20 protein-coding genes are annotated in these 24,625 nt (G+C 74.8%); 15 read left to right on the forward strand and 5 right to left on the reverse strand.

Features of this window, described 5'->3' with window-relative positions; all coding sequences use genetic code 11:
• Together mobA and KME75_RS17780 are read left to right on the forward strand one after the other, a co-directional pair.
• Positions 1-491 (forward strand): molybdenum cofactor guanylyltransferase (gene mobA / locus KME75_RS17775; RefSeq protein ID WP_219415958.1); only part of this gene is annotated, 491 nt, incomplete at its 5' end.
• Between the two features lie 28 nt (positions 492-519).
• The gene (locus tag KME75_RS17780; RefSeq protein WP_219415959.1) at positions 520-2,319 is read left to right on the forward strand and encodes an aldehyde ferredoxin oxidoreductase family protein; all 1,800 of its coding nucleotides are present in this window, start codon (positions 520-522) and stop codon (positions 2,317-2,319) included.
• A gap of 16 nt (positions 2,320-2,335) precedes the next feature.
• Here the strand turns inward: KME75_RS17780 and KME75_RS17785 are convergent, their stop codons facing one another.
• On the reverse strand, positions 2,336-3,838 hold the full coding sequence (locus KME75_RS17785) for an Nramp family divalent metal transporter (RefSeq protein WP_219415960.1): 1,503 nt from the start codon (positions 3,836-3,838) through the stop codon (positions 2,336-2,338).
• Between the two features lie 310 nt (positions 3,839-4,148).
• Between KME75_RS17785 and KME75_RS17790 the strand changes: the two genes are divergently transcribed.
• Together KME75_RS17790 and KME75_RS17795 are read left to right on the forward strand one after the other, a co-directional pair.
• A complete protein-coding gene (locus KME75_RS17790) occupies positions 4,149-6,014 on the forward strand; it encodes an ABC transporter ATP-binding protein (RefSeq protein WP_372452622.1) in 1,866 nt (621 codons plus the stop codon).
• 66 nt (positions 6,015-6,080) lie between these two features.
• A complete protein-coding gene (locus KME75_RS17795) occupies positions 6,081-7,301 on the forward strand; it encodes a molybdopterin molybdotransferase MoeA (RefSeq protein WP_219415961.1) in 1,221 nt (406 codons plus the stop codon).
• On the opposite strand, the gene KME75_RS43275 is transcribed toward KME75_RS17795, so the two are convergent.
• Both KME75_RS43275 and KME75_RS17800 read right to left on the reverse strand, forming a co-directional pair.
• Positions 7,292-7,603: an FAD-binding oxidoreductase gene (locus KME75_RS43275; protein WP_246632307.1), complete on the reverse strand. Its 312-nt coding sequence runs from the start codon at positions 7,601-7,603 to the stop codon at positions 7,292-7,294. The two genes, KME75_RS17795 and KME75_RS43275, sit on opposite strands and share 10 nt — an antisense overlap.
• Positions 7,533-8,615, reverse strand: coding sequence for an FAD-binding oxidoreductase (locus KME75_RS17800; RefSeq protein WP_308282864.1), 1,083 nt, complete (start codon positions 8,613-8,615; stop codon positions 7,533-7,535). Before KME75_RS17800 ends, KME75_RS43275 begins: the two co-directional genes overlap by 71 nt.
• A 97-nt stretch (positions 8,616-8,712) precedes the next feature.
• On the opposite strand from KME75_RS17800, the gene KME75_RS17805 reads away from it, so the two are divergent.
• The 9 genes from KME75_RS17805 (at position 8,713) to KME75_RS17845 (ending at position 18,347) form a co-directional block, all read left to right on the forward strand.
• Complete coding sequence (locus tag KME75_RS17805; RefSeq protein WP_372452623.1) at positions 8,713-9,672, forward strand: helix-turn-helix transcriptional regulator; 960 nt, start codon at positions 8,713-8,715, stop codon at positions 9,670-9,672.
• 24 nt (positions 9,673-9,696) lie between these two features.
• Positions 9,697-11,607, forward strand: a complete 1,911-nt coding sequence (locus KME75_RS17810; protein WP_219415962.1) for a molybdopterin biosynthesis protein — start codon at positions 9,697-9,699, stop codon at positions 11,605-11,607.
• 46 nt (positions 11,608-11,653) lie between these two features.
• The gene (locus KME75_RS17815; protein WP_219415963.1) at positions 11,654-12,832 is read left to right on the forward strand and encodes an epoxide hydrolase family protein; all 1,179 of its coding nucleotides are present in this window, start codon (positions 11,654-11,656) and stop codon (positions 12,830-12,832) included.
• Between the two features lie 80 nt (positions 12,833-12,912).
• Complete coding sequence (locus KME75_RS17820; protein WP_308282866.1) at positions 12,913-13,665, forward strand: 2-phosphosulfolactate phosphatase; 753 nt, start codon at positions 12,913-12,915, stop codon at positions 13,663-13,665.
• 3 nt (positions 13,666-13,668) lie between these two features.
• Positions 13,669-14,439, forward strand: coding sequence for an MBL fold metallo-hydrolase (locus KME75_RS17825; RefSeq protein WP_219415965.1), 771 nt, complete (start codon positions 13,669-13,671; stop codon positions 14,437-14,439).
• A gap of 51 nt (positions 14,440-14,490) precedes the next feature.
• Entirely contained in the window at positions 14,491-15,135 is a 645-nt protein-coding gene (locus KME75_RS17830) for a TenA family protein (protein ID WP_219415966.1), read from the forward strand.
• Entirely contained in the window at positions 15,132-17,690 is a 2,559-nt protein-coding gene (locus KME75_RS17835; RefSeq protein WP_219415967.1) for a carboxylate--amine ligase/circularly permuted type 2 ATP-grasp protein, read from the forward strand. Before KME75_RS17830 ends, KME75_RS17835 begins: the two co-directional genes overlap by 4 nt.
• Positions 17,691-17,730: 40 nt before the next feature.
• Complete coding sequence (locus KME75_RS17840; protein ID WP_219415968.1) at positions 17,731-17,955, forward strand: type II toxin-antitoxin system Phd/YefM family antitoxin; 225 nt, start codon at positions 17,731-17,733, stop codon at positions 17,953-17,955.
• Positions 17,946-18,347, forward strand: a complete 402-nt coding sequence (locus tag KME75_RS17845; protein ID WP_308282867.1) for a type II toxin-antitoxin system VapC family toxin — start codon at positions 17,946-17,948, stop codon at positions 18,345-18,347. Before KME75_RS17840 ends, KME75_RS17845 begins: the two co-directional genes overlap by 10 nt.
• 10 nt (positions 18,348-18,357) lie before the next feature.
• Here KME75_RS17845 and KME75_RS17850 read toward each other — a convergent pair whose 3' ends face one another.
• Positions 18,358-19,152 carry an LLM class flavin-dependent oxidoreductase gene (locus KME75_RS17850; protein ID WP_219415969.1) on the reverse strand — a complete coding sequence of 265 codons (795 nt, stop codon included), beginning with the start codon at positions 19,150-19,152 and terminating at the stop codon, positions 18,358-18,360.
• Positions 19,153-19,324: 172 nt separating this feature from the next.
• Here KME75_RS17850 and KME75_RS17855 point away from each other — a divergent pair, with 172 nt between their 5' ends.
• Both KME75_RS17855 and KME75_RS17860 read left to right on the forward strand, forming a co-directional pair.
• Positions 19,325-21,106 (forward strand): N-acetylglutaminylglutamine amidotransferase, encoded by a 1,782-nt coding sequence (locus KME75_RS17855; RefSeq protein WP_219415970.1) that lies wholly within the window; start codon positions 19,325-19,327, stop codon positions 21,104-21,106.
• Between the two features lies 1 nt (position 21,107).
• Positions 21,108-22,985 carry a S9 family peptidase gene (locus KME75_RS17860; protein ID WP_219415971.1) on the forward strand — a complete coding sequence of 626 codons (1,878 nt, stop codon included), beginning with the start codon at positions 21,108-21,110 and terminating at the stop codon, positions 22,983-22,985.
• 3 nt (positions 22,986-22,988) lie between these two features.
• Here KME75_RS17860 and KME75_RS17865 read toward each other — a convergent pair whose 3' ends face one another.
• A complete protein-coding gene (locus KME75_RS17865) occupies positions 22,989-24,563 on the reverse strand; it encodes a serine/threonine-protein kinase (RefSeq protein ID WP_219415972.1) in 1,575 nt (524 codons plus the stop codon).
• Between the last annotated feature and the right edge of the window lie 62 nt (positions 24,564-24,625).

Here is a 24,625-nt window from a genome sequence, read left to right on the forward strand (position 1 = left end):
CCGACGTCGTCCTCCCGCACGCCGGTGGCCACCGGCAGCCGCTGGCCGCGGCCTACCGCACGGCGCTCGCGCCCGTCGTCGCCGAGCTCGTGGCCGACGGGCGGCTCAAGCTCGCGATGCTGTTCGACCATTGCCGAGTCTGCCGCGTCGACGACGGCGCCCTGCTCGCCGACGGGCGGCTCGCGGCCGTCGACCCCGCGCTCGACTCGGTGCTGAACGTGAACGAGCCCGGCGACTACCGGTCCGCCCGGGAGCGGCCGGCGCCCGAGGTCACCGTGCAGCGGTACGGGGCGCTGGCGACGGGCGGCGGGCAGCGCGGGCGGGTCACCGTGCGGGCGGCGACGCTGGCCGCGGCCGCCGCGGCCGTCGGGCTGGCGCTGGACCGGCACGTCGTCGCGGCCGTCGACGGCGACCAGATGACCCGCGACCCGGAGACGCCCCTCGCGGCGGGCGACACCGTGGCCTTCCTGTCCGCAGACGCCGGCGGCTGACGCAGCGGCGCGGCCTACGCTGGGCACCGTGGCAGGTGGGTACTTCGGCAGGGCGCTCGTCGTCGACGTCGACGGAGCGGGCGCGACCGGTGGCCCGCTGCCCCTGGACGAGCGGGTGCTGCGCGCCTACCTCGGCGGCGCCGGGCTCGGCACGTGGCTGCTGCACCGGCTGGCCCCGGCCGGGGTCGACCCGCTGGCCCCAGAGGCGCCACTGACGTTCGTGTTCTCCCCGCTGGTGGGCACGCCGCTCACGACGAGCGCGAAGTTCGCGGTCGTGGCCAAGTCCCCGCTGACCGGGCTCATCACCGACGCGCTGGCGTCGTCGCAGTTCGCGATCTCCGGCAAGCTCACCGGGCACGACGCGATCGTGGTCCGCGGGCGGGCCGACACGCTGTCGGTGCTGCTGGTCGACGCGTCCGGCGTGCGGCTGGAGCCGGCTCCCGAGCTGGCCGGGCTGCCCGCCGCCGAGGCGGAGACGGCGCTGCGGGAGCGGTTCGGGCGCGGCTGGCGCAGCGCCGCGATCGGACCGGCCGGGGAGCGCGGCGTCCGGTACGCGACGATCAGCCACGACGGCAGGCACGCCGGCCGCGGTGGCCTCGGTGCCGTGCTGGGCGCGAAGAACCTCAAGGCCGTGCTGGTCAGGGCCGGCGCGCGCGTCGACGTCGCCGACCCGCCCGCCGTGCTCGCCGCGGCGAAGGACCTCCGCGGGCGCAGCTTCGGCCCGGCCACGGCCAAGTACCGGGAGCTCGGCACGCTGGCCAACCTGCTGGCGTTCAACGCCGTGTCCACGCTGCCGACCCGCAACTTCACCGCTGCCACCTTCGAGGACGCGCCCCGGCTGGCCGCCGAGGAGCTGCACGAGCTGCGCGGCGTGGCCCGCAACAGCTGCGCGTCGTGCTCGATCGGCTGCGAGCACATCTACTCCCGCAAGGGCGGCGGATCGCAGCGGATGGAGTACGAGAACGTCTTCGCGCTCGGCCCGCTGTGCGGGGTGTCCGACCCCGACGACGTGTTCGCCGCGAGTTCCCGCTGCGACGAGCTCGGCCTGGACACGATCTCCGCGGGCGGCACGATCGCGTGGGCGATGGAGTGTGCGGAGCGCGGGCTGATCGACGCGCCGTGGCTGCGCTTCGGCGACGGTGCCGCACTGCTGCGGGCGCTGGACGAGATCGGCGCGCGTTCCCCCGGTCTCGGGGAGCTGCTGGCCGAGGGCTCGCGCGCGGCAGCCGCCGTCGTCGGGCAGGGGTCGATCGACTTCGCGCCGCAGGTCAAGGGCCTGGAACTGCCCGGGTACGAGCCGCGGTCGCTGCAGGCGATGGCGCTCGGGCTCGCGGTGAACGCCCGCGGCGCCGACCACAACCGGTCCGGGGCCTACGAGGCCGACCTGTCCGGGGCGGTGGACCGGCTGGCCGGCGGGCAGGCGCACGTCGCGGCCGCGATCGGCACCGAGGACCGCGCCGCCGTGATGGACTCGATGATCCTCTGCAAGTTCCTCCGCGGTGTGTTCGAGGAGCCTTTCGTCGAGTGGGCGGCACTGCTGCGGCCCGTCACCGGCTGGGACGTCACCGCCGACGAGCTGCGCGCCACCGCCCGCCGGATCGTGCTCGCCAAGCGGGTGTTCAACCTCCGCGAGGGCGCCACCGCCGCCGACGACACCCTGCCCGCCCGGATGCTCGAGACACCCCTGCAGCTCGACTCCGGCCGGACCGCCGCTCTCACTGCCGAACGCCTGCAGTCGATGGTGCACGCCTACTACGCGGCCCGCGGCCTGGACGACACGGGCCACCCGGACCCGGACGCCCTCCCCGACCTCCTCCTCACGCCCTGACCGGTCTTCGCCCGGGTCAGAACGTCAGCAGCGGGTCGCCGAAGAAGTCGGCGACGAAGTTGACGAAGAAGAAGCCGAAGAACAGGAAGTTGAGCACCAGGATGACGTAGTGCCATGGCCGCGGACGGGCCGCCTTGGGCAGCCGGCTGTTGAGGTACATGAGCAGGAACGGGTAGATCAGCGCGCCCAGGTTGGACATGTTCGCCGAGAACTGCACGAGCGTCACCGGCACCGCGAGGTGCAGGATGATCGAGATAGCCACCAGCAGCACGACCATGAACGGGTAGTAGAAGCGACGCGGGTCGCCCTCGATGAGGACCTTCATCCGCGGGCTGACCGCGGGGGCCGCGTCGGTCACCACGCGGACCATCGCCTCGAAGATGCCGAGCTGGGTGGAGAACAGGATGAGCACGCCCATCACGAGCATCAGGTAGAACATGCCCGTCCCGTACTCCGTCTGCATCGCGCTCGCGATGAACGTGGGCACGTTGGCCGCGGTGGGCTGCTCGCCCGACAGCGCCACGGCGTGCGACATCAGCACGGTCGGCAGCAGCATGCCCAGCATCGCGCCGACGAAGAACACGCCCCACATGTCGACCATCAGCAGCCGGTACCAGCGCCGCCAGCGGCCGGTGTTGCGCTCGTCGTCGGGGAACGTGACGCCCACCGAGAGCAGCTCGCGCTGCTCACCGCGCATGCCGGAGATGAATCCGGTGCGGTAGCCCATCCCGTAGCCCTTGTCGCGGTAGTGGCCCATGACGTACCAGTTCAGCCCGGACGCGAGTGCGGTGAACCCGGCCAGCCCTCCGATCTGGGTGGCGGTGATACCCGCGGGCGGGGCGGCTGGGGTGACGAACCCGCGGATCCCCTCCCACCACACCTCCCACGGCACGACGATGAGGTTGACCACCACCAGCGTGATCAGGATCGAGCCCACCATGACCCAGTTGGACAGCTCGAGGGCGCGGCTGACCCGCCGCGCGGCCGCGGTGATCAGGAAGACGACGACCAGCAGGCCGATCGCGTACCACCGCGTCTGCTGGACCTCGGCCGCCTCCGCGACCCGCCCGTTGACCAGCGCGAACAGGCCCTGCCCTGCCGAACCGGCCCACCCGCCCGCGATGAACGCGAAGATCACGACGAACACCGACAGCGGGATCCACAGCATCTTGCCCGGTGGCACCCGCCCCCAGCCGACGACGGGCGTCTCGCCGGTCGCCATCACGTACCGGGCGCACTCGACGTTGTAGAACGTCTGGAGCAGCGCCGAGACGAGGATCACCCAGCCGACCCCGACGAACCCGAACTGGCCCACCGCCTGCGGGCCGAGCAGCCACTCACCGCTGCCGATCGAGATACCGAGCGCGATGAGGCTCGGGCCGATCACGAACATGACCAGCTGCCGGGGACCGATCCGGGAGACCGCGAACGCCTCCTCCGGCGTCGGCAGGTCCGCCAGCTCGAGGTCGGGCCGGCTGGTGCCGAGCGGGTAGTTCCGGCTGGGCTGCACCTCGGTCATCGATACCCCCGACTATGAGGTTGATCACAACAGGATGACCGCGCCCCCCATCCGGGTCAAGTCCCCGCTTGCGTGCCCATCGGTCGACCGGCGATCCGTCCTTGACCTGTACCTCACTTCAACTCCTAGCCTCGCCGACGACGGCCGCGGAAAAGCGGACGAGAACTGTCGGTCCCCCTCGCCACACTGATGTCCGCCGAGGGGGAGGTGCCCCGCACCGATGAGTTCCGGCCGCCGCGGCCGTCTTCAGATGCAGGGTGCACGAGCGAGGGAGCAAGCGATGAGCATGGAGATGACGGCGTGGACCTCGATGTACCACGCCATGCACGCGGAAGAGGAGCGGCGCGCGTTCTCCAGAGCCACGCTGCGCCGCATCCTCACCTTCGCGCGCCCGCACCGCAGACAGCTGGCCGCGTTCCTCGCGCTCAGCGTCGTGGGCGCGGTGCTCGTGGTGGCCACGCCGCTGCTGGCCGGCCGGGTCATCGACGCGATCACCGGGCGGGAGGACGTCGGCCTGGTCGTCGGGCTCGCCGCACTCATCGCCGTGATCGCGGTGGCGGAGGCCGGGTTGAGCGTCGCCACCCGCTGGTACTCCGCCCGCATCGGCGAGGACCTCATCCTCGACCTGCGCGCCGCGGTGTTCGACCACGTCCAGCGCATGCCGGTCGCGTTCTTCACCCGCACCCGCACGGGCGCGCTGGTCAGCAGGCTCAACAACGACGTCATCGGGGCGCAGCGCGCGTTCAGCGACACGCTGTCCGGCGTGGCGGGCAACCTCGTCACGCTCGCGCTCACCCTCGGCGTGATGCTGAGCCTGTCGTGGCGGATCACGCTGCTCGCGCTGGTGCTGCTGCCCGTCTTCGTGGTGCCCGCGCGGCGGATGGGCAAGCGGCTCGCCGGGCTGGAGCGCGAGGCGGCCGACCACAACGCGGCCATGGGCACGCAGATGACCGAACGCTTCTCGGCGCCGGGCGCCACGCTGGTGAAGCTGTTCGGCAGGCCCGCCGACGAGTCCCACGAGTTCCGGCTGCGCGCCGCCCGCGTCCGCGACATCGGGGTGCGCACCGCGATGGTGCAGTGGGTGTTCGTCACGGCGCTCACGCTCGTGTCGGCGCTCGCGCTGGCCCTGGTCTACGGGCTCGGGGGCTGGCTCGCCATCTCCGGCACCCTCGCCGCGGGCGACGTCGTCGCGCTGTCGCTGCTGCTCACCCGCCTGTACGCCCCGCTCACGGCGCTCGCCAGCGCCCGGGTCGAGGTGATGAGCGCGCTCGTGAGCTTCGAGCGGGTCTTCGAGGTGCTCGACCTGCCGCCGCTGATCCAGGAGCCCGCGGAACCGGCCACCGTGCCCGACGGCCCGGTGTCGGTCGAGTTCGAGAACGTCCGGTTCAGCTACCCGTCGGCCGACAAGGTGTCGCTGGCGTCGCTGGAGGACGTCGCCCAGCTCGACAACCGCGGGGGCGTCGAGGTGCTGCACGATGTGTCGTTCCGCGCCGAGCCCGGGCAGATGGTGGCGCTGGTGGGGTCGTCCGGGGCGGGCAAGTCCACGGTGGCGCAGCTGCTCCCCCGGCTCTACGACGTCGACGCCGGGGCCGTGCGGCTGGGCGGCGTCGACGTCCGTGAGCTGTCCTCCGACACGATGCGCGCCACCCTCGGGCTCGTCACGCAGGACGGGCACCTGTTCCACGAGTCGATCCGCTCCAACCTCCTGCTCGCCCGGCCCGAGGCCGACGAGGCCGAGCTGTGGGACGTCCTGCGCCGGGCCCGCCTCGGCGGGCTCGTCGCGTCGCTGCCCGACGGGCTCGACACGGTCGTCGGCGAGCGCGGCTACCGACTGTCCGGCGGCGAGCGGCAGCGGCTCACGATCGCCCGGCTCCTGCTCGCCCGCCCGCGGGTGGTGGTGCTCGACGAGGCCACCGCACATCTCGACTCCACGTCGGAGGCCGCGGTGCAGGAGGCGCTCGTCGAGGCGTTGGAGGGGCGCACGGCGGTGGTCATCGCGCACCGGCTGTCCACGATCCGCGCCGCCGACCTCATCCTCGTCGTCGAGGACGGCCGGGTCGTCGAGCGCGGCACCCACGGCGAGCTCCTGGCCTGGGGCGGGCGCTACGCCGAACTGCACCGCACGCAGTTCGACCAGCCGGTCGACGCCGAGGCGGTGGCGCTGGCCGGGAGCTGACGCCCGCGCCGATCGGTCGGTCGGTCGACGTTACTGTCGGTCCGTGCGGGTCCGAGGGTGGGAGAGTTGAGCGGCCGGGAGTTCTTCGCCACGCGCACGGTCGCCGAGGCCCTCGAGGGCTTCCGCCCCGCCCGCCGCACGCGGATCGAGCCGGTGCCGCTCGCGGCCGCCCTGCACCGCGTCCCGGCGGCGGACGTGCCCGCCGGCGCACCGCTGCCCGGGTTCGCGAAGTCCACGGTGGACGGTTACGCGGTCAGGGCGGCCGACACGTACGGAGCGTCGGAGGGCCTGCCGTCCTACCTGGACCTGGCGGGCGCCGTCCGAATGGGCGTGGCCCCCACCGTCGCCGTCCCGCCCGGCGGGTGCGTGGCGGTGCCCACCGGCGGGGTCCTGCCGGACGGGGCCGACGCCGTCGTCATGGTCGAGCACACGGCCGAGAGCATGCCCGGGACGATCGAGGTCACGCGGCCCGTCGCCCCCGGCGCGGGCACCGTACGGGCCGACGAGGACGTGGCCGCCGGCGCGTCGCTGGTGCCGGGCGGGCGACCGCTGCGGGCCCCCGACCTCGGCCTGCTCGCCGCCGCCGGTGTCACCGAGGTCGAGGTGCACGCCCGCCCGGTGGTCGCGATCGTGTCCACGGGCGACGAGGTCGTGCCACCGTCCACTGTGGCCCTGCGGCCGGGCCAGGTGCGCGACGCCACCGCGTCGGCGCTCGCCGGGCTCGTCCAGGACGCCGGCGGGGACCCGGTGCTCGCCGGCATCGTCGGAGACGACGCGGAGGCATTGGAGGCCACCCTGCGGGAGTGCCTGCGCGACGCCGACCTCGTGGTTGTCTCGGCGGGCTCGTCGGTCGGTGCCCGCGACGAGACGGCGGGGGCGGTCGAGCGCCTCGGCACGATCTGGTGCCACGGGCTCGCGGTGAAACCCGGCAAGCCGACGCTGCTGGCCGACTGCGCGGGCGTCCCGCTGATCGGCCTCCCGGGCAACCCGCTGTCGGCGCTCGTGGTGTTCCGGCTGGTCGGCGTGCCGCTGCTGTGGCGGCTCGCCGGCTGCCCCGCCCCACCCCCGGAGCCGACGTCCCGCGCCCGGCTGGCCCGTGACGTGGCGTCGGCGGCGGGCCGGCTCGACATCGTGCAGGTCGCGCTGCACGACGACGTGGCCGAGCCGGTGTTCGGGCCGTCGGCCCTGCTGTCGGTGCTCACCCGGGCCGACGGGTACGTGCGGATCCCCGAACCCGCCACCGGCCTGGCGGCAGGCACCGAGGTCGAGGTCGTCCGCTACCGCTGAAACACCCCGGCGGGATCGTGGGCGGCCGCGATCTTCGCCAGGCGGTCCCGCGCGTCCGGCGCGTACCCCTCGGCGAGCCGCTCGGGAGTGCGGGCCGCGCCGAACAGGAAGTTGGGCGACCGCCCGAGGGTCCGGGATGCGACGGCGTCCATCAGCCGTCCGTGCGCCGCCTCGACGATGTGCGCGGTGGCGGGCTCCACCGGCGAGAGCACGCGCAGCAGGTACCCGGCGTCACGGTGCCCGACCGCGTTCGCGACGGCCGGCGGCCGCGCGAGCGCCCCACCCAAGTGGTTGATCTTCACGTAGCTCCAGACGGGCGCGTCCGGTCCGGCGGTGTCGAGGGCGGCGGCCTGCACGTCGGCGTCGAGGTCCGACACCAGCGCGTTGGTGCCCGTGTACGCGTGGGGCTCCGTCGGGGTCGTTGTGGATCGACGCGCTCGCGGCGAAGGGCATCTCGGCGAGCGTGTCGCGCAGGACCGGGCCCGCCGCCCACAGCGGGGCGACCAGCCGCTCCCCCTCCGCCGCGGCGCCGGCGAACGCGAGGTGGACGCTCGCGACGAACCGGCCGCGCAGTGACTCCGGCGCGCCGGGCACGTCGGGGAACGTCATCATCCCGACCGACGAGGTCAGCTCCTCGGGCACCAGCGCCGTCCACTCCTGGAAGGCGGCGAGCACGTCGGGTCCCGCGGCGAAGAACAGCGTGCCGCCGTAGATCGTGGCGACCGGAACGAGGTCGATCTCCAGCGCCGTGACGACCCCGAACCCGCCGCCCCCGCCCCGCAGCGCCCAGAAGAGGTCGGGGTCGGAGTCGGCGGTGACGTGGCGCGCCTCGCCGTCGCCGGTGACCACGTCGATGCTCCGGACGTGGTCGGCGGCGTAGCCGTAGGTCCTGGCCAGCAGCCCGAGGCCACCGCCGAGGGTGTAGCCGACGGCGCCGACCTCAGGCGAGGAGCCGCTGAGGGGCGTGAGCCCGTGCACGGCGGCCGCATCGATCACCTGCCCCCACCGCACGCCTGCCTCGATCCGGACGGTCCGACCGGCCGGATCCACGCTCACCCCGGTCATCCGCCGGGTCTGGATCAGCACCCCGCCCAGGGCCGGGACGGCCCGCCCGTGCCCCGTGGCCTCCACCGTCACCGGCAGGCCGCGCTCGGCCGCGAACGTCACGGCCGCCCGTACGTCCTCGGCCCCGGTCGCGCCCACCAGCACGTCCGGCTCGTGCCGGGACGCGGTCTGGAACCCGGCCCGTTCCCCGTCAAATCCCTCGGCGCCCCGCCGCAGCACCGGGCCCCGCACCCCGCTGATCGACTCCACGTCGTTCTCCTCTCGATTGACTCGAGAGCGACGCTAGAAGCCCTTCCGGACAGCTCCGGTCCGCAACGCGTGCGACTCTCACGGCGTGACGAGGAGCATGCCGGCGCGGATGCTGCGCCTGCTGTCGCTGCTGCAGAGCAGGCGCGAGTGGTCCGGCGCCGAGCTGGCGCACCGGCTCGGGGTCACCGACCGCAGCGTGCGCCGCGACGTCGATCGGCTGCGCGAGCTCGGCTACCCGGTCGACGCCACCACTGGCACCGCCGGCGGCTACCGGTTGGCCTCGGGCCGCGACCTCCCGCCGCTGCTGCTGGACGACGACGAGGCCGTGGCCGTCGCGGTCGCGCTGCTCACCGCCGCCGGCGGTGTCACCGGCATCGACGAGACCGCGGTGCGAGCGCTCGCGAAGCTGCAGCAGGTGCTGCCCGCCCGCCTGCGGCACCGCGTGGCGACGGTCGGCGACGCCACCGTCCCGATCGGCGGGCCGGCCGGGGCACCGGTCGACCCGGCCGTGCTCACCGTGCTCGCCGCCGCCTGCCGCGACCACGAGCTCGTGTCCTTCGACCACCTCCGCCGCGACGGCGAGGCGACCTGGCGCCGCGTCGAGCCGTACCGCCTGGTCACCGGCTACGGCCTCTGGTACCTGCTGGCCTACGACCCCGAGCGCGCCGATTGGCGCACCTTCCGGGTGGACCGCATCACCGACCCGCGCCCCACCCGGGCCCGCTTCTCACCGCGCGAGCTCCCGGCCGACTCCGCGACGTTCGTCCGGCGCGCGATCGGGGCGGCGCCGTACCGCTTCACCGCGACCGCCGTGGTGCAGGCACCCGCCGAGGTCGTGACCGCGCGCCTGCACCTGCCGATCCCGGGCAAGGTGACGCCGGTCGACGCCGCGAGCTGCACCGTCGCCCTGCGCGGCGACACGATCGAGTCGATCCTCGCCGACGTCGCGGCGTTCGGCGCCGACTTCACCCTCGACGGCCCGCCGGAGCTGCTCGAGCAGGTGCACGCGCTGGGCAGGCGCCTGCTCGCGGCCGGGCCTCCCGGCGCACCGGGCTGACCGGGCCGGGGCTACCGTCCGGGCGTGGTCGCCGACTCCCCGTTCGTCTCCGACGTCCCGGCCGCGGAGGCCCTCGCGGCCTGGCGGGAGGCCTGCGCGGCGACCGGCTGCCCCGCCCGCGTCGCGGCGGTGCGCGTGCCCGTGGCCGACGCGGTCGGCCGCGTCACCGCCGAGCCCGTGTGGGCCCGCCGCTCCTCCCCCGCCTACGACGCCGCGGGCATGGACGGGATCGCCGTCCGGGCGGCCGACACCGTCGGGGCCACGGAGACGACCCCGGTGCTGCTGGCCGATGTGGCGGTGGTCGACACCGGCGACCCGGTGCCGGAGGCCTACGACGCGGTCGTGATGCGCGAGCACGTGCACCGCGGCCCGGACGGCGTCGCCGAGGTGCGCGCCGCGGTGCCGCCCTACCAGCACGTGCGGTCGATCGGCGAGGACATCAGCGCCGGCGAGCTGCTGCTGCCCGCCGGGCACCGGCTGCGCCCGGTCGACGTCGCCGCCGCCGCGGCGGCCGGCGCGACCGAGCTGGTGGTCCGGCGCGCCCCGGTCGTCGTGATCGTCCCGACCGGCGACGAGATCCGGCCGATCGGCACCGACCCGGCGCCGGGCGAGATCGTCGACACGAACTCCCTGATGCTTGCCGCGCAGGCCCGCGAGGTGGGCTGCACCGCGCGGGTGACCCCGATCGTCCCGGACAAGCCGGCGTTGATCACCGAGGCGCTGGTGGATGCCGCGGCGGACGCCGACCTGGTCGTGCTGATCGCCGGCTCGAGCGCGGGTCGCGACGACCACACCGCGGCGGTCATCGGCAAGGCGGGGGCGCTCGCCGTGCACGGCGTCGCGGTGAAGCCGGGCCATCCGGTCGTCCTCGGCGCCGTCGAGGGCACACCGGTGCTCGGCGCCCCCGGCTACCCCGTGTCCGCCGCGCTGACGTTCGAGATCTTCGCCGCTCCCCTGCTCGCCGGGCTGGAGGGCGCGGCACCGCGGGAACGGCCGGTCACCACGGCGAAGCTGGCCCGCAAGCTCGCGTCGAACGTGGGCGTGGACGACTGGGTGCGGGTGCGCCTCGGCCGGGTCGGCGACGAAGTCGTGGCCACGCCGCTGCCGCGCGGCGCCGGCGTGCTCACCTCGCTGGTGCGCGCCGACGGGCTGCTCGTCGTGCCGGCCGGGCTCGAGGGCCACCACGCGGGCGAGCGGGTGCGGGTGGAGCTGCTGCGCGGGTCGGCGGAGATCGACCGCACCGTCGTCGCGATCGGCTCGCACGACCTCGTGGTGGACGTGCTCGCGTCCGCGCTGCGCGCCGCCGACCCGCTGGTGACGCTGGCGTCGTCCAACGTCGGGTCGCTCGGCGGGCTCGTGGCCCTGCGCGACGGCCTGTGCCACCTCGCGGGTTCGCACCTGCTCGACCCGGCCACCGGGGAGTACACCCTTCCCTATGTGGACCGGCTGCTCGGCGGGTCCGACGTGGCCGTCGTCCGGCTGGTGCACCGCGACCAGGGGCTGATCGTCGCGCCGGGCAACCCACTCGGGCTGTCCGGCGTGGACGACCTCGCCCGCCCGGGCCTGCGGTACGTCAACCGGCAGCGCGGCGCGGGCACCCGGGCGCTGCTCGACCACGAGCTCGGCGGGCGCGGGATCGACCCGGCGCAGGTCGACGGGTACGCCCGCGAGGAGCACACCCACCTCGCGGTGGCCGCCGCGGTCGCCGCGGGGCGCGCCGACACCGGGCTCGGGATCCTCGCCGCGGCCCGCGCGTTCGGGCTGGACTTCGTGCCCGTCGCGCGCGAGCCCTACGACCTGGTGCTGCGGGCGTCCACCCTGGACGACCCGCGGCTCGCGCCGCTGTGGGCGCTGCTGGAGCAGCCGGAGTTCCGGGCATCGGTCGAGGAGCTCGGCGGGTACTCGTGCGCGGAGACCGGCCGCCGCATCCGGTGACGATTGAGGACGGGAAGTGGCCGGTGGCGGCCATAGCGTCGCCGGCATGACCACTACCGAGCACGGCATCCGCCCCTTCACCGTCGACGTCCCCCAGGCGCACCTGGACGACCTGCGCGCGCGGCTGGCGAGCACGCGGTGGCCGGACGAGCCGCCCGGCGTCGGCTGGAGCCGCGGTGTCCCGGTCGGATACCTGAAGGAGCTGGCCGAGTACTGGCGCACGGGCTTCGACTGGCGGGCGCAGGAGGCCGCGCTCAACGCGTACCCGCAGTACCTCGCCACGGTCGACGGGCAGAACGTGCACTTCCTGCACGTCCGCTCGCCGGAGCCGGACGCGACCCCGTTGCTTCTGCTGCACGGCTGGCCCGGCGGCGTCACGGATTTCCTGGACGTGTTCGGTCCGCTCGCCGACCCGGCCGCGCACGGGCGCGCCCCGGCGCAGGCCTTCCACCTCGTCGTGCCGTCGCTGCCGGGATTCGGGTTCTCGACGCCGCTGGCCGGGCCCGGGATGGGGACCGGGCGGATGGCGGGCGTGCTGGCCGAGCTCATGTCCCGGCTCGGCTACGAGCAGTTCGGCGTGCACGGCTACGACACCGGTTCGTGGGTGGGGCCGGAGATCGGCCGGCAGGTCCCGGACCGCCTGCTCGGGGTACACGTCCAGGCACTGCTCACCTTCCCGGTCGGCGCCGAGGGCGAGCTGGACGGTCTCTCCGAGGCCGAGCAGAGGCGCTGGCAGCGGATGCAGGACTTCAACGACGGCTACCTGCAGTGCAACTCCAAGCGCCCCCAGACGGTGGCCTACGGGCTGCACGACTCACCGGTCGGCCAGCTCGCCTGGATCGTCGAGAAGTTCAAGGAGCTGACCGAGCCGGCCGACGGCCTGCCCGAGGACGCCGTCGATCGCGACCGCATCCTCACCGACGTCTCGCTGTACTGGTTCACGGGGACGGCCGGGTCGGCGGCGCAGATCTACTACGAGGAGATGACCGCGAACGCGTGGACCGACCCGGGCGACGGCTGGGATGACTCCTCGACGGGTCGGCCTGCCTCGGTGCCGACCGGGGTGCTCGTGTCCGCCCACGACGTGACGATCCGGCGCTGGGCCGAGCGCGACCACGACGTCGTCCGGTGGACCGAGCTCGACCGCGGCGGGCACTTCCTCGCGATGGAGGCCCCGGACCTGCTGGTCGCCGACCTGCGCGCGTTCTTCGCAGCGCTCGCCTGAGGTGTCCGTCGACGTGCCGGGCCCGCGGGCGCTGGGCCGCTCCGCTCGCTCGATGCATGATCGCCGTAGGGTTGGGCCCCGTGCCCGTCGACGCCCGTCCCGAACATCGGCAGCGCCGTCACGAGATCCGGCTGGAGTGGGGGCCGGAGGGCGCCGCGCTGCTGGCGGCGAAGTGCGCCGTGGTGATCGTCGTCGACGTGCTGTCGTTCAGCACGGCGGTGGACATCGCGGTCGGTCGGGGCGCGGCGATCCTGCCCCAGCGGCGGGTGGGCCGCGCCGATCGCGCCGCCGAGGAGGCCGAGGCCCGCGCGCTCGGTGTGCAGCCGGCAGGCCCGCGCGGTGGCACGCGTCCGTCGCTGCGCCCGTCGTCGCTGATGGAGCTGCCGGCCGGCACACGGCTGGCCTTGCCCTCGCCGAACGGCGCCACGCTCTGCGCCGCCGTCGCCGGGAACGGGCCCGTCCTGTTCGCCGGCTGCTTGCGCAACGCCTCGGCCGTGGCCGCGGCCGCCCGCGCGATCGAGGGGCCGGTCGGGCTGGTCTCTGCGGGCGAACGCTGGCCGGGCGGGACGCTGCGGGTCGCGATCGAGGACGCGATCGGCGCCGGCGCGATCGCGGCTGCGCTGCCGGCCGCGGACCGTTCGCCGGAGGCCGAGCAGGCCGTGGCGCAGTTCGCGGCGGCCCGCGACCGCGGGCTGGCCGACGTCCTCGCCGCCTGCGCGTCCAGGCAGGAGCTGATCGCCGACGGCTACGGCGCCGACGTCACGCTGGCCGCCGCGCTCGACGCGAGCACCGCGGCGCCCCGGTGGCGCGACGGGCTCCTCCAGGCGGGCTGACCGGTGGACGGGCGCTGGGTCGAGGTGGGGGACGGGGTGTTCGCGCGGCGGTACGCGGAGCTGGACCTCACGGTGGGCCTGGTGGTCGGCGCCGAGCGGGCGCTGGTGGTGGACACGCGCGGCGACGAACGACAGGGCGCCGAACTCGCCGCCGCGGTGCAGGCGGTCACCGCGCTTCCGCGGACCGTCGCGCTCACGCACGCCCACTTCGACCACTGCTTCGGCACGGCCGCGTTCGCGGGCAGCCCCGTGCACGCCCTCCCGCGCTGCCGGGAGGTGCTCACCACCACCGCGGCCCGGCAGCGGACGGTGTGGGCGCAGCACTACCGCGACCGCGGCGACCACGTCACCGCCGACGCGCTCGCCGGCACCGATCCGCCGCTGCCCGATGCCACGGCGCCCACCGCGCTCGACCTCGGCGGCCGCATCACCGAGCTGCGCCACCTCGGCCGTGGGCACACCGACCACGACCTCGTCGTGCACGTGCCCGACGCCGGCGTCGTGTTCGCGGGCGACCTCGTCGAGCAGGGCGCCCCGCCCGACCTCGGCGACGCCGACATCCCCGCCTGGCCCGCCACCCTCGACGCGCTGCTCGGGCTGCGTCCCCGCCTCGTCGTGCCCGGGCACGGCGAACCCGTCGACGCCGCGTTCGTGGCCGGGCAGCGGGACGAGCTGGCCGAGGTCGCCGCGCTGTACGACGCCGTGCGGCGCGGGGAGCTGGACGCAGCCGAGGCGGCCCGGCGCTCGCCGTACCCGGAGGTTCCCTGGCCGTAGGCCGTCGCGTTCGGACCGGCCCGACCCGCCGGAGCGAACTAAGGTCGCGCCGTGACGTTCAGCGCGCAGCTCCGCGAGCAGACGGCGACCACCTGGGACGCCGCCGTCGGGCACCGGTTCGTCGACGAGCTCTGGCGGGGCGAGGTCGACCCCGCGGCGCTCACCACCTACCTCGTGCAGGACCACCAGTTCTTCGACGCGTTCGTGGCGCTGCTCGGCGCGGCCGTCGCCGGCGCGGACCGGCCCGGGTCACGGGTCGTGCACGCCCGCCAGGTGGGCCTGGTGGCCGGCCCGGAGAACGACTTCTTCGCCCGCGCCCTCGACGCCCTGGACGTGCCGCTGACCGAGCGCACGGCCCCGCACCTGACGGAGCCGACCCGCGGGTTCCTCGCCCTGATGGACGAGGCCCGGCGCAGCGCGGACTACGCGTCCTGCATGACCGTGCTCCTGGTGGCCGAGTGGCTCTACCTGGACTGGGCCACCCGCCCCGGCGTCGACCTCCCCGAGGACCGGATCTGCGCCGAGTGGATCGAGCTGCACCGCGGCCTGGCGTTCGAGGAGTGGGTGGCGTTCCTGCGCGCCGAGTTCGACCGCGTCGTCGCGGGGCTCGACGGGGCCGGGCGCGAGCGGGTGGCGGCCCTGTTCACCCGTGCCGTCGACCTGGAGCTCGCCTTCTTCGACGCCGCCTACGCATGACCGGCCTGCCGCGGATCGGCGTGGAGGAGGAGTTCCACGTCGTCGACCTGGAGACCCGCTGCTCGGCCCCGCAGGTCGACGCGCTGCTCGAGCGGCTCGACGGGCCCGAGTTCGTCCCGGAGCTGCAGCGCTCTGCGGTGGAGACCAACAGCCCCGTGTGTACCGGCCTGGACGAGCTGCGCGAGCACCTCCGCAGGCTGAGGGCCCGGCTGGAGGGGGCCGCGGAGCCGCTCGGGCTGGGCGTGGTCGCGGCGGGCACCGTGCCGCTCGCCGATCTCTGCAGCGACGCGATCTCCGCGGGCGCCCGCTACGAGAAGATGCAGCACGAGTACCAGTTGCTGGTGCGCGAGCAGCACATCTGCGGCGACCAGGTGCACGTCGAGGTGCCCGACCGGGACGTGGCCGTGCAGGTGGTCCGCCGAGTCGCCCCCTACCTGCCGATCCTGCTGGCCATCTCGGCCAGCTCGCCGTACTGGCGCGGCAACGACTCCGGCTACGCCAGCTTCCGGTCGATGGTCTGGTCGCGCTGGCCCACCGCGGGCCCGCCTGCCTCGGTGGAGACGGCCGCGGACTACGACGCGATGGTCGCCGACCTCATCGCCTCCGGCACGATCAGCGACCCGGGGATGGTCTACTTCGACATCCGGCCGAGCGCCCATCTGCCCACCGTCGAGCTGCGGGTGTGCGACGCCTGCCCGCACGTGGACGACGTCGTGTTCGTCGCCGGGCTGTTCCGCGCGCTGGTGACGAAGGCCAGGGTCGACCTCGACGCCGGGTTGCCGCTGCCGGGCTACCGCAACGAGCTGGTGCGGGCCGCGAGCTGGCGCGCGGCCCGCTCGGGGCTGGAAGGCGACCTCGTCGACCTCATCGGGCCCGCGCTGGTGTCGCCGCCGCTGCTCGTCGGCCAGCTCATGGGGCAGCTGCGCCCGCAGTTGGAGGAGCACGGCGACTGGGAGCAGGTGCTCGAGCTGTCGCAGGCCGCGCTCGCCCGGGGCAGCTCGGCGGCGCAGCAGCGCCGGGCGTTCGGCCGCCGCGGCGAGCTGACCGACGTGGTCGACGCCCTGCTCGCGCACACCCAGGGCCGGGCCCCGCGGCACGAGCCGGCCGCGACCGTGCCGGCCACGCCGGACCTGCTCGTCGGCTACCACGGCGGCGATCCGGAGAACGCCGCGGTCGACGAGGCCGTCAGCGGGGGCGGTACCGTGCTCCCGCAGTACGGCTGGATGTTCCGGGCACTCGACCGGCTCGGCGCGCGCGGGATGGTGGCGGCCGAGTCGGCGCTGCACACCGAGCAGCGAGCCCGCGGGGTGACGTTCCGGGTGGGCGACGGGGAGGACGACCGGCTGTTCCCCCTCGACCTGGTGCCGCGCATCGTCACCGCCGAGGACTGGGCCGGGCTCAGCGCCGGGCTGGTGCAGCGGGTGCGGGCGCTCGAGGCGTTCCTGCGGGACGTGTACGGCGAGCGCGCCATCGTCGCCGACGGGGTGGTCCCGGCCCGGGTCGTCGACGACGCCCCCGCGCGCAACCCCGCGGGCGAGCGCCTCGCACCGGACGCCGTGCGCATCGCGGTGGCCGGCATCGACCTCGTGCGCCACCGCGCCGACCGCTGGCTGGTGCTGGAGGACAACCTGCGCGTGCCGTCCGGGATCGGGTACGCGCTGATGAGCAGGCGCCTGATCCGCAGCGTCATGCCCGATCTCGAACCGCCCACCGGCGTCGTCGGGCTGGAGCGCGTGCCCGGGCAGCTGCGCGCAGCGCTGCTCTCGGCCGTGGCGGACGACGGCGAGGTGGCGGTGCTGTCGGCCGGGCCTGCCGACTCGGCGTTCTTCGAGCACCGGCTGCTCGCAGAGCGGATGGGTGTGCCCCTGGTGACCCCGGCCGACCTGCGCGTGACGGCGGACGGCGTGCAGGTGGCGGACTCCGGCGGCCGGCTGTCGGCGCTCTACCGGCGCATCGACGAGGAGGTGCTGCGCGACGCGGTGGACGCCGACGGCCGCACGCTCGGCCCCGGGCTCGCCGACGCGGCGGCCGCGGGCACCGTGGCGCTGCTCAACGCGCTGGGCAACGGGGTGGCCGACGACAAGCTCGTCTACGCCTACGTCGCGCAGATGATCCGCTACTACCTGGGCGAGAAGGTGCTGCTCGACAACGTTCCGACCTACCCGTGCGTGGACCCGGAGCGCTGCGCCGAGGTGCTCGACCGCCTCGACCAGCTCGTGCTCAAGCCGGTGGACGGGTTCGGCGGGCGCGGCATCGTGATCGGGCCGCAGGCGAGCCGGGCCGAGCTCGCCGAGCTGGCCGATGCCGTGCGCGCGGACCCGGCGCGGTGGGTGGCCCAGGACCCGGTGATGCTGTCGACCCACCCGACGTTCTCGGGGCGCAGGCTCGAACGGCGCGCGGTGGACCTGCGGGCGTTCGTGCTGCAGTCCCGCACGGCCGACGGGGCCGCCGTGGAGGTGCCGCCCGCCGCACTCACCAGGGTGGCCCCGGCCGGGAGCATGATCGTGAACTCGTCGCAGGGCGGCGGGGCGAAGGACACGTGGGTACTGCGATGAGGTGCTTGGCCAAGGGGACTTGGTCAGGTAGCCTAGCCGCATGACGGTCCAGGTGAACGTGCAGGAGGCGAAGACACGGCTCTCGCAGATCCTGGCGCAGGCCGAGGGCGGCGAGGACGTGATCATCGCCCGGGACGGCACACCGGTCGTCCGGCTCGTTCCGGTCGGGCCACCGCCGCCGCGGCCGGTCGGATTCGTGACGGGGTCGGTACCCGACTCCTTCTTCGATCCGCTGCCGGACGACGAGCTGGAGCTGTGGAGTTGACCTCACGGCTCCTACTCGATACTCATGCGCTGCTCTGGACGCTGCTCGACCCGGACCGGATTCCTGCTCGCACACTCGATCGCATCCGCGCGGCGGACACCGATGTGCTCGTGTCCGCCGCCAGCGCCTGGGAGATCGGTACGAAGTACCGCCTCGGGAAGCTCGGCGAGGCCCACGCACTGGTCTACGGCTACGGCGATCACCTCCGACGCCTGCGCGCCACGGAACTCCCGATCAGCTCTCGGCACGCGCTGGCTGCCGGCATGCTGACTTGGGAGCACCGCGACCCGTTCGATCGGGTGATCGCGGCACAATGCATGATCGAGTCGCTTCCCCTCGTCACGACCGACCGGGCGTTGGCTGCATTCCCCGGCGTGCAGGTGGTCTGGTAGTCCTCTGCCCTCACGCCCTCTCCGCCAGCGCGGCGATCAGCGGCTCCGGGTCGGGCGCCTCGCCGGTGCCCTGGAAGATCAGTGCATCGGCGCCGGCGGCGCCGAGCTCCTCCACGGATTTGTCGATCTGCGCTGCGAGCGCGGGCGACGTGGCGTCGACCTCGACGTAGACCAGGATGCGGAAGGGGTCGGTGCGCTCCGCGGCGGCCCGGCCCTCCTGCACGCTGCGCCGCGCCGCCCGCACGCCGTCGGCGGTGATGCCGCTGTCGAGGATGACGCCGTCGGCCAGCTCGCCCGCGAGGTGCAGCGTCTTCGGGCCCCTGGCGCCGATCAGCAGCGGCGGCACCTGCTCCGGCGGCCAGTCCAGCGCCACGCCGTCGAGGTGGACGTAGCGGCCGTCGACGTGGAGCGTCTGCCCGTGCAGCAGGTCGCGGACGGCCGCGGTGTGCTCGCACAGCAGCCCCATCGGCGACGCGGCCCGGGCTCCGACCTGCGCCATCCAGTCGAGGACGCCGTGGCCGAGCCCCGGCAGGAACCGCCCGGGGAACATCCGGGCGAGGGCGGCGATCTCCATCGCGGTGACGGCCGGGTTGCGCAGCGGCACGGGCAGCAGCCCGATCCCGACCCGCAGCCGCCGCGACCACGCGAGCGCCGCCGCGGAGGTGGTGAGGCCACCCTCGAGGAAGCAGTCCTCCCACAGCCAGAGCTCGGGCACCCCGGCCGAATCGGCGGCCAGCACGATCTCGCGGAGCCGCTCCGGAGGCGACTGCGGTCGGAACACCACGCCCAGCGTCGGTTCGGTCATGCGGGCAGTCCATCACAGCCCACCGACAGGGTGAGGCTGCGAAGCGTCAGGAAAGCCACGTTCCTGACGTTTCAGGAACGTGGCTTTCCTGACACCTGCTCCTCGGCTTGCGCCGGGCCGCCACCGCGTCGTCCACTCGTCGGTCAGGACACCAACCGGCCGGAGGGCGTTCATGTGCGGTATCGCGGGAGAGATCCGGTGGGACGGCGCCGGCCCGGATGTGGCGGCCGTCGCGCGCGTCGCGGGCGTGATGCGCAACCGTGGCCCGGACGGCTCCGGACTGTACGCGTCGGGGGCGATCGCGCTCGGGCACCGCCGCTTGAAGATCATCGCCCTGTCGGAGCGCGGCGGGCAGCCGATGGTGGACGCGGAGCTCGGGCTCGCCGCGGTGTTCAACGGCTGCATCTACAACTACCGGGAGCTGCGCGGCGAGCTGGAGGCCGCCGGCTACCGGTTCTTCTCCACCTCGGACACGGAGGTGCTGCTCAAGGCGTTCCACCGCTGGGGCCCGCGCTGCGTCGACCACTTCTTCGGCATGTTCGCCTTCGGCGTGGCCGAGCGCGACAGCGGCGTGCTCACGCTCGGCCGGGACCGGCTCGGGATCAAGCCGCTCTACCTCGCCGAGGCTGCGGGCAGGTTGCGGTTCGCGTCGTCGCTGCCCGCCCTGCTCGCGGGCGGTGAGGTGGACACGTCGATCGACCCGGTGGCCCTGCACCACTACCTGACGTTCCACTCGGTCGTCCCCGCGCCGCGCACGATCCTGGCCGGGGTCCGCAAGCTCCCGCCCGCGACCGTCCGGACGGTCCGCCCCGACGGCACGTCCACCGACCGCGTCTACTGGCGCCCTCCGCACACCCGCAGCCCCGAGCACGCCGGGATGTCCGCCCGGGACTGGGCCGACGCGGTGCTCGTGGCGCTGCGCCGGGGGGTGCAGCGGCGGATGGTGGCCGACGTCCCGGTGGGCGTGCTGCTGTCCGGCGGGCTCGACTCCTCGCTGGTCGTCGCCCTGCTCGCCGACGAGGGGCAGACCGGCCTGCAGACGTTCAGCGTCGGGTTCCACGCCACGGGCGGCGAGTCCGGCGACGAGTTCGCGTACTCCGACCTCGTCGCGGAGCACTTCGGCACCGACCACCACCAGATCCTCGTCGACCCCGCCCGCATGCTGCCCGCCGTCGACGGGGCGATCGCCGCGATGGCCGAGCCGATGGTCAGCCACGACTGCGTCGCGTTCTACCTGCTGTCCGAGGAGGTCCGCCGGTCGGTCACGGTGGTGCAGTCCGGGCAGGGTGCCGACGAGGTCCTGGCAGGCTACGACTGGTACCCGCCACTCGCGGACGTGCCGCGCGAGCGCGCCGTCGCCGCGTACGCCGAGGTGTTCACCGACCGCCCGCACACCGAGCTCGCCGGTATCCTGGAACCCGAGTGGCTGCTCGACCACGACCCCAGCCGCGCGTTCATCGCCGAGCACTTCGCCGCGCCCGGGGCCGAGGAGACACTCGACGCCGCGCTCCGCCTGGACTCCACGGTCATGCTCGTGGACGACCCGGTGAAGCGCGTCGACAACATGACGATGGCGTGGGGCCTCGAGGCCCGGGTGCCGTTCCTCGACCACGAGCTGGTGGAGCTCGCCGCCGCCTGCCCGCCGGAGCTCAAGCTCGCGCACGGCGGGAAGGGCGTGCTCAAGGACGCGGCGCGCGGCGTGGTCCCGGACGAGATCATCGACCGGCCGAAGGGTTACTTCCCGGTACCGGCCATCCGCCACCTGGAGGGCCCGTTCCTGGAGCGGGTGCGCGCCGCCGTCACCGATCCGGTGGCGAAGGCCAGGGGGCTGGTGCGTCGCGACTGGCTGGATGCGATGCTCGCCGACCCGAACACGCAGCGCACCACCCTCGGCTCGAACGCCCTGTGGCAGGTGGCGCTGCTGGAGATGTGGTTGCAGGAGAGGGGGATCTGACGTGAGCGAGCGCGCGAGCGCAGCATCGACGACGCCCGACGCGCTGCGGTGGGCGCCGTACCCGGACGTGCTGTCCGCCCTGCTGTCGACGCCGCGCTACGCCGACCCCGTCCCCTCCCCCGACGGCACGACGCTGGCGTGGATCTCCGACCGCGACGGCAGGCCACGAGCCTGGCTGGCCCCGCTGCCGACGGACGGCGGGCCGGTCGTCGAGCCCGACGGCCCCCTGCCGGTGCCGTCCGACGTGCAGGCGCTGAGCTGGTCGCCCGACGGCAGCAGGCTCGCCTGCCAGGTGGCACCCGACGGCGGCGAACGCACCCAGGTGCACCTCGTCGACCCGGCCGGCACCCGGGTCACCCGGCTGGCCCCCCGCGCGGCCGCCGTCACCCTCGGGTCGTGGTCCCCCACGGGACGCCGGCTGGGCGTCACGATCTTCCCGGAGGGGTCGGGCGACGGGCAGGCCTGCCTGCTCGACGTCCGGGACGGGACGTCCACGGTGCTCGCGGCCGGACCCGCCGCCCGCGTCTGCGCGGTGAGCAGGGACGGCAGGCGCGCGGTGGTGCGGCTGGGCAGGCGCGGGGCCCGGCGCCTGGAGCTGGTGGACCTGCACACCGGGCTGCGCACACAGCTGCTGCCCGGCGGCGGTGCCACGGTCGCCGACGCCCGATTCGGCGGCGGCGGGCGGCTGCTGTACGTGCACACCGACGCTGGCCGCGAGCGCGTGGCCCTGCTCGCCGTCACCCTGGACGGCAACGGCGCGGTGTCGAACCTGCGTCCGGTTGCCGAGCGCCCCGACGACGACCTCGACATCGCGGCGCTCGATCCGGCGGGCGCGCGAGCCGCGCTCGTCTGGAACGTCGACGGGCGGAGCGAGGTGGAGCTGCTCGACCTGCGCTCCGGCCGGGTGGAACCCGTTGCGCCCGCACCGGGCGACGTCGTCACCGCGGTGGCGTTCACCCGCGACGGGCACGCCCTGCTCGTCGGGTGCGAGGGGCCCGCGGCTCCCCCGCAGCTCGCCCGCATCGGGCTCGGCGCGCCGGGCGAGGCCGGCCCGCTGCTGCCCGCCGTCCCCCCGGACGGGGGCGACCTCGTCGAGCCGACGCTGCACGAGTTCCCGGCCGAGGACGGGCTGCGCCTGTCCGGCTGGCTGTTCCGGCCGCGCGCCGCGCTCGGTCCGCTCCCCACGCTGCTGTGGCTGCACGGCGGGCCGGAGGCGCAGGAGCGGCCGACGTTCCAGCCGCTGTTCCAGGCCCTGCTCGCGGAGGGCGTGGCCGTGTTCGCGCCGAACGTGCGCGGCTCGGGGGGATACGGGCGCAGCTTCGCCGCCGCCGACGACCACGACCGGCGGTTCGCCGCGATCACCGACGTGCGCGCCGCCGTCGACTTCCTGGTCACGGGCGGTCTCGCCGACGCGGAGCGGGTCGGCGTGGCGGGCCGCTCCTACGGGGGCTACCTCACGCTCGCGGCCCTGGCCTGGTTCCCCGACCTGTTCGCGGTGGGCGTCGACGTGTGCGGGATGGCCGACTTCGCCACGTTCTATGCGGCCACCGAGCCGTGGATCGCCGCCGCGGCCGTCGGGAAGTACGGCGATCCCGACGCCGACGCCGGCCTGCTGCGCGAGCTCTCCCCGCTGCACCGGGTCGATCGGATCGCGGCGCCCCTGCTCGTGGTGCACGGCGCCCACGACACGAACGTGCCGCTCGTCGAGGCGGAGCAGATCGTGGCCGCCCTCCGCGACCGCGGCGCCGCGCCCGGCTTCCTGCTGTTCCCCGACGAGGGGCACGAGGTGCACGGCGTCGCCAACCGGGCCGTGTTCGTCCGCGAGGTGGTGGCGTGGGTGACCGCCCACCTGCTGGGGCTCGCCGAGCGGACGGCCTGAGCGCTACAGCCGGCTGAACGACTGCAGGATCGGCTCCCCGTCGGACCCGGTGCCTACCACGAACTCGTAGGGCTCGTTGGTGGTGTCGCCCTCGCGCCGGTCGAAGACGACGGTGGCCTCCACGGTGTTCTCCCCGGTCTGCCGCACGTTCTGCAGCGACACCGACTCCATGCCCCCGTAGAAGTTCTCGAAGCCCGACCGGCCGCCGGATGCCGCCTGGGCGGACGGGCTGAGCAGCGCGAACGCGGCGTCGGTGTTGCCCGGCAGCAGACCGTAGTAGTTCTGCACGAACGCCACCGGATCAGTGGCGGGCGGCGGCGGGGGCGGGGGCGCGCTGGTGGGCGCCGGGGTGGGCGACGGCGCGGCCGAGGTCGGCGCGGGCTGGGTGGTGGTGGGCGTCTGTGTGCTCGTGGGAGGCGCCGTGGTGGCCTCCGAGCTCGTGGGTGCCGGCGGGCTCGTGCTCGTGGCCGCGGGCGGCAGGGCCTGGTTCTCGCCCGGGTCGCCGCCGCCGCTGTTCGCGAGCGCCAGCGCCGTGATGGCGCCCCCGATCAGCAGCACCGCGAGCACCGCCGCGATGAGCAGCGGGGCGCGCCGACGGCGGTCGTCGGCGGCATCCCGGGCGGGCGCGGGCGCCGGGCGGGGTATGTCGGCCACGGTCGCGGGGCCGGAACCGGCAGCGGCAGCGACGGACCCGCCCATGACGGCCGTGGTGGCCGGGGCCGCCAGCCCGGACTCGCGACCCGAGGCCACGGCGGCGAGCGCATCCCTGGCCTGCGCGGCCGACGGCCGGTCGTCCGGCTCGATGCTCAGCAGCTTCATGATCACGCCGGTGAGCGGCCCGGCCTGCTCCGGCGGCCGGATCACGCCGGTGGCGACCTTGTGCAGCAGCGCGTACGCGTTGTCGTCCAGACCGAAGGGCGGGGTGCCCTCCACCGCGGCGTAGAGGGTGGCGCCGAGGGCGAAGACGTCGGACGCGGCGGTGGGGTCCTGCCCGCGCGCCACCTCCGGGGAGAGGAACGCGGGCGTGCCCGCGATCAGCCCGGTGCGGGTGAGCTGCACGTCGTCGACGGCGCGGGAGACCCCGAAGTCGGTGAGCTTGACGCGTCCGTCCTCGGCGATCAGCACGTTGCCCGGCTTGACGTCGCGGTGCACGACACCCGCGACGTGGGCGGCCGCGAGCCCGTCGGCCACCTGCCGGCCGATCTCGGCGACCTCGCGCGGCTCGAGCGAGCCCTTCTCCCCCAGGATCGCCGCCAGCGACCGGGACGGCAGGTACTCCATCACCAGCCACGGCCGGTCGTCGTGGACGACGACGTCGAACATGCTGATGACGTGCGGGTGCTGCAGCCGCGCGCCGATCCGGCCCTCCCGCAGGATCCGCTGGCGCGACTCCTCCAGGGCGGCCTCGGCCCCCGCGGTGGGCGTGACGGCGGCCGCGAGCAGCTCCTTCACCGCCACCGTCCGGTTCAGCAACTCGTCGGTGGCGCGCCACACCGCGCCCATGGCACCAGCACCGATCCGCTCGTCGAGACGGTATCGGTCTCCGACGCGGATCGGGCTGTCCTCGGGCGCGCTCATCACCCGCCAGGGTAGCGAGCCGGGGCGGGCCCCCGGTGCACACGGTGCGACCACGCACGCCG

It is taken from the genome of Pseudonocardia nigra, from assembly GCF_019396355.1.
In the GTDB taxonomy this organism is placed as follows: Bacteria; Actinomycetota; Actinomycetes; order Mycobacteriales; family Pseudonocardiaceae; genus Pseudonocardia; species Pseudonocardia nigra.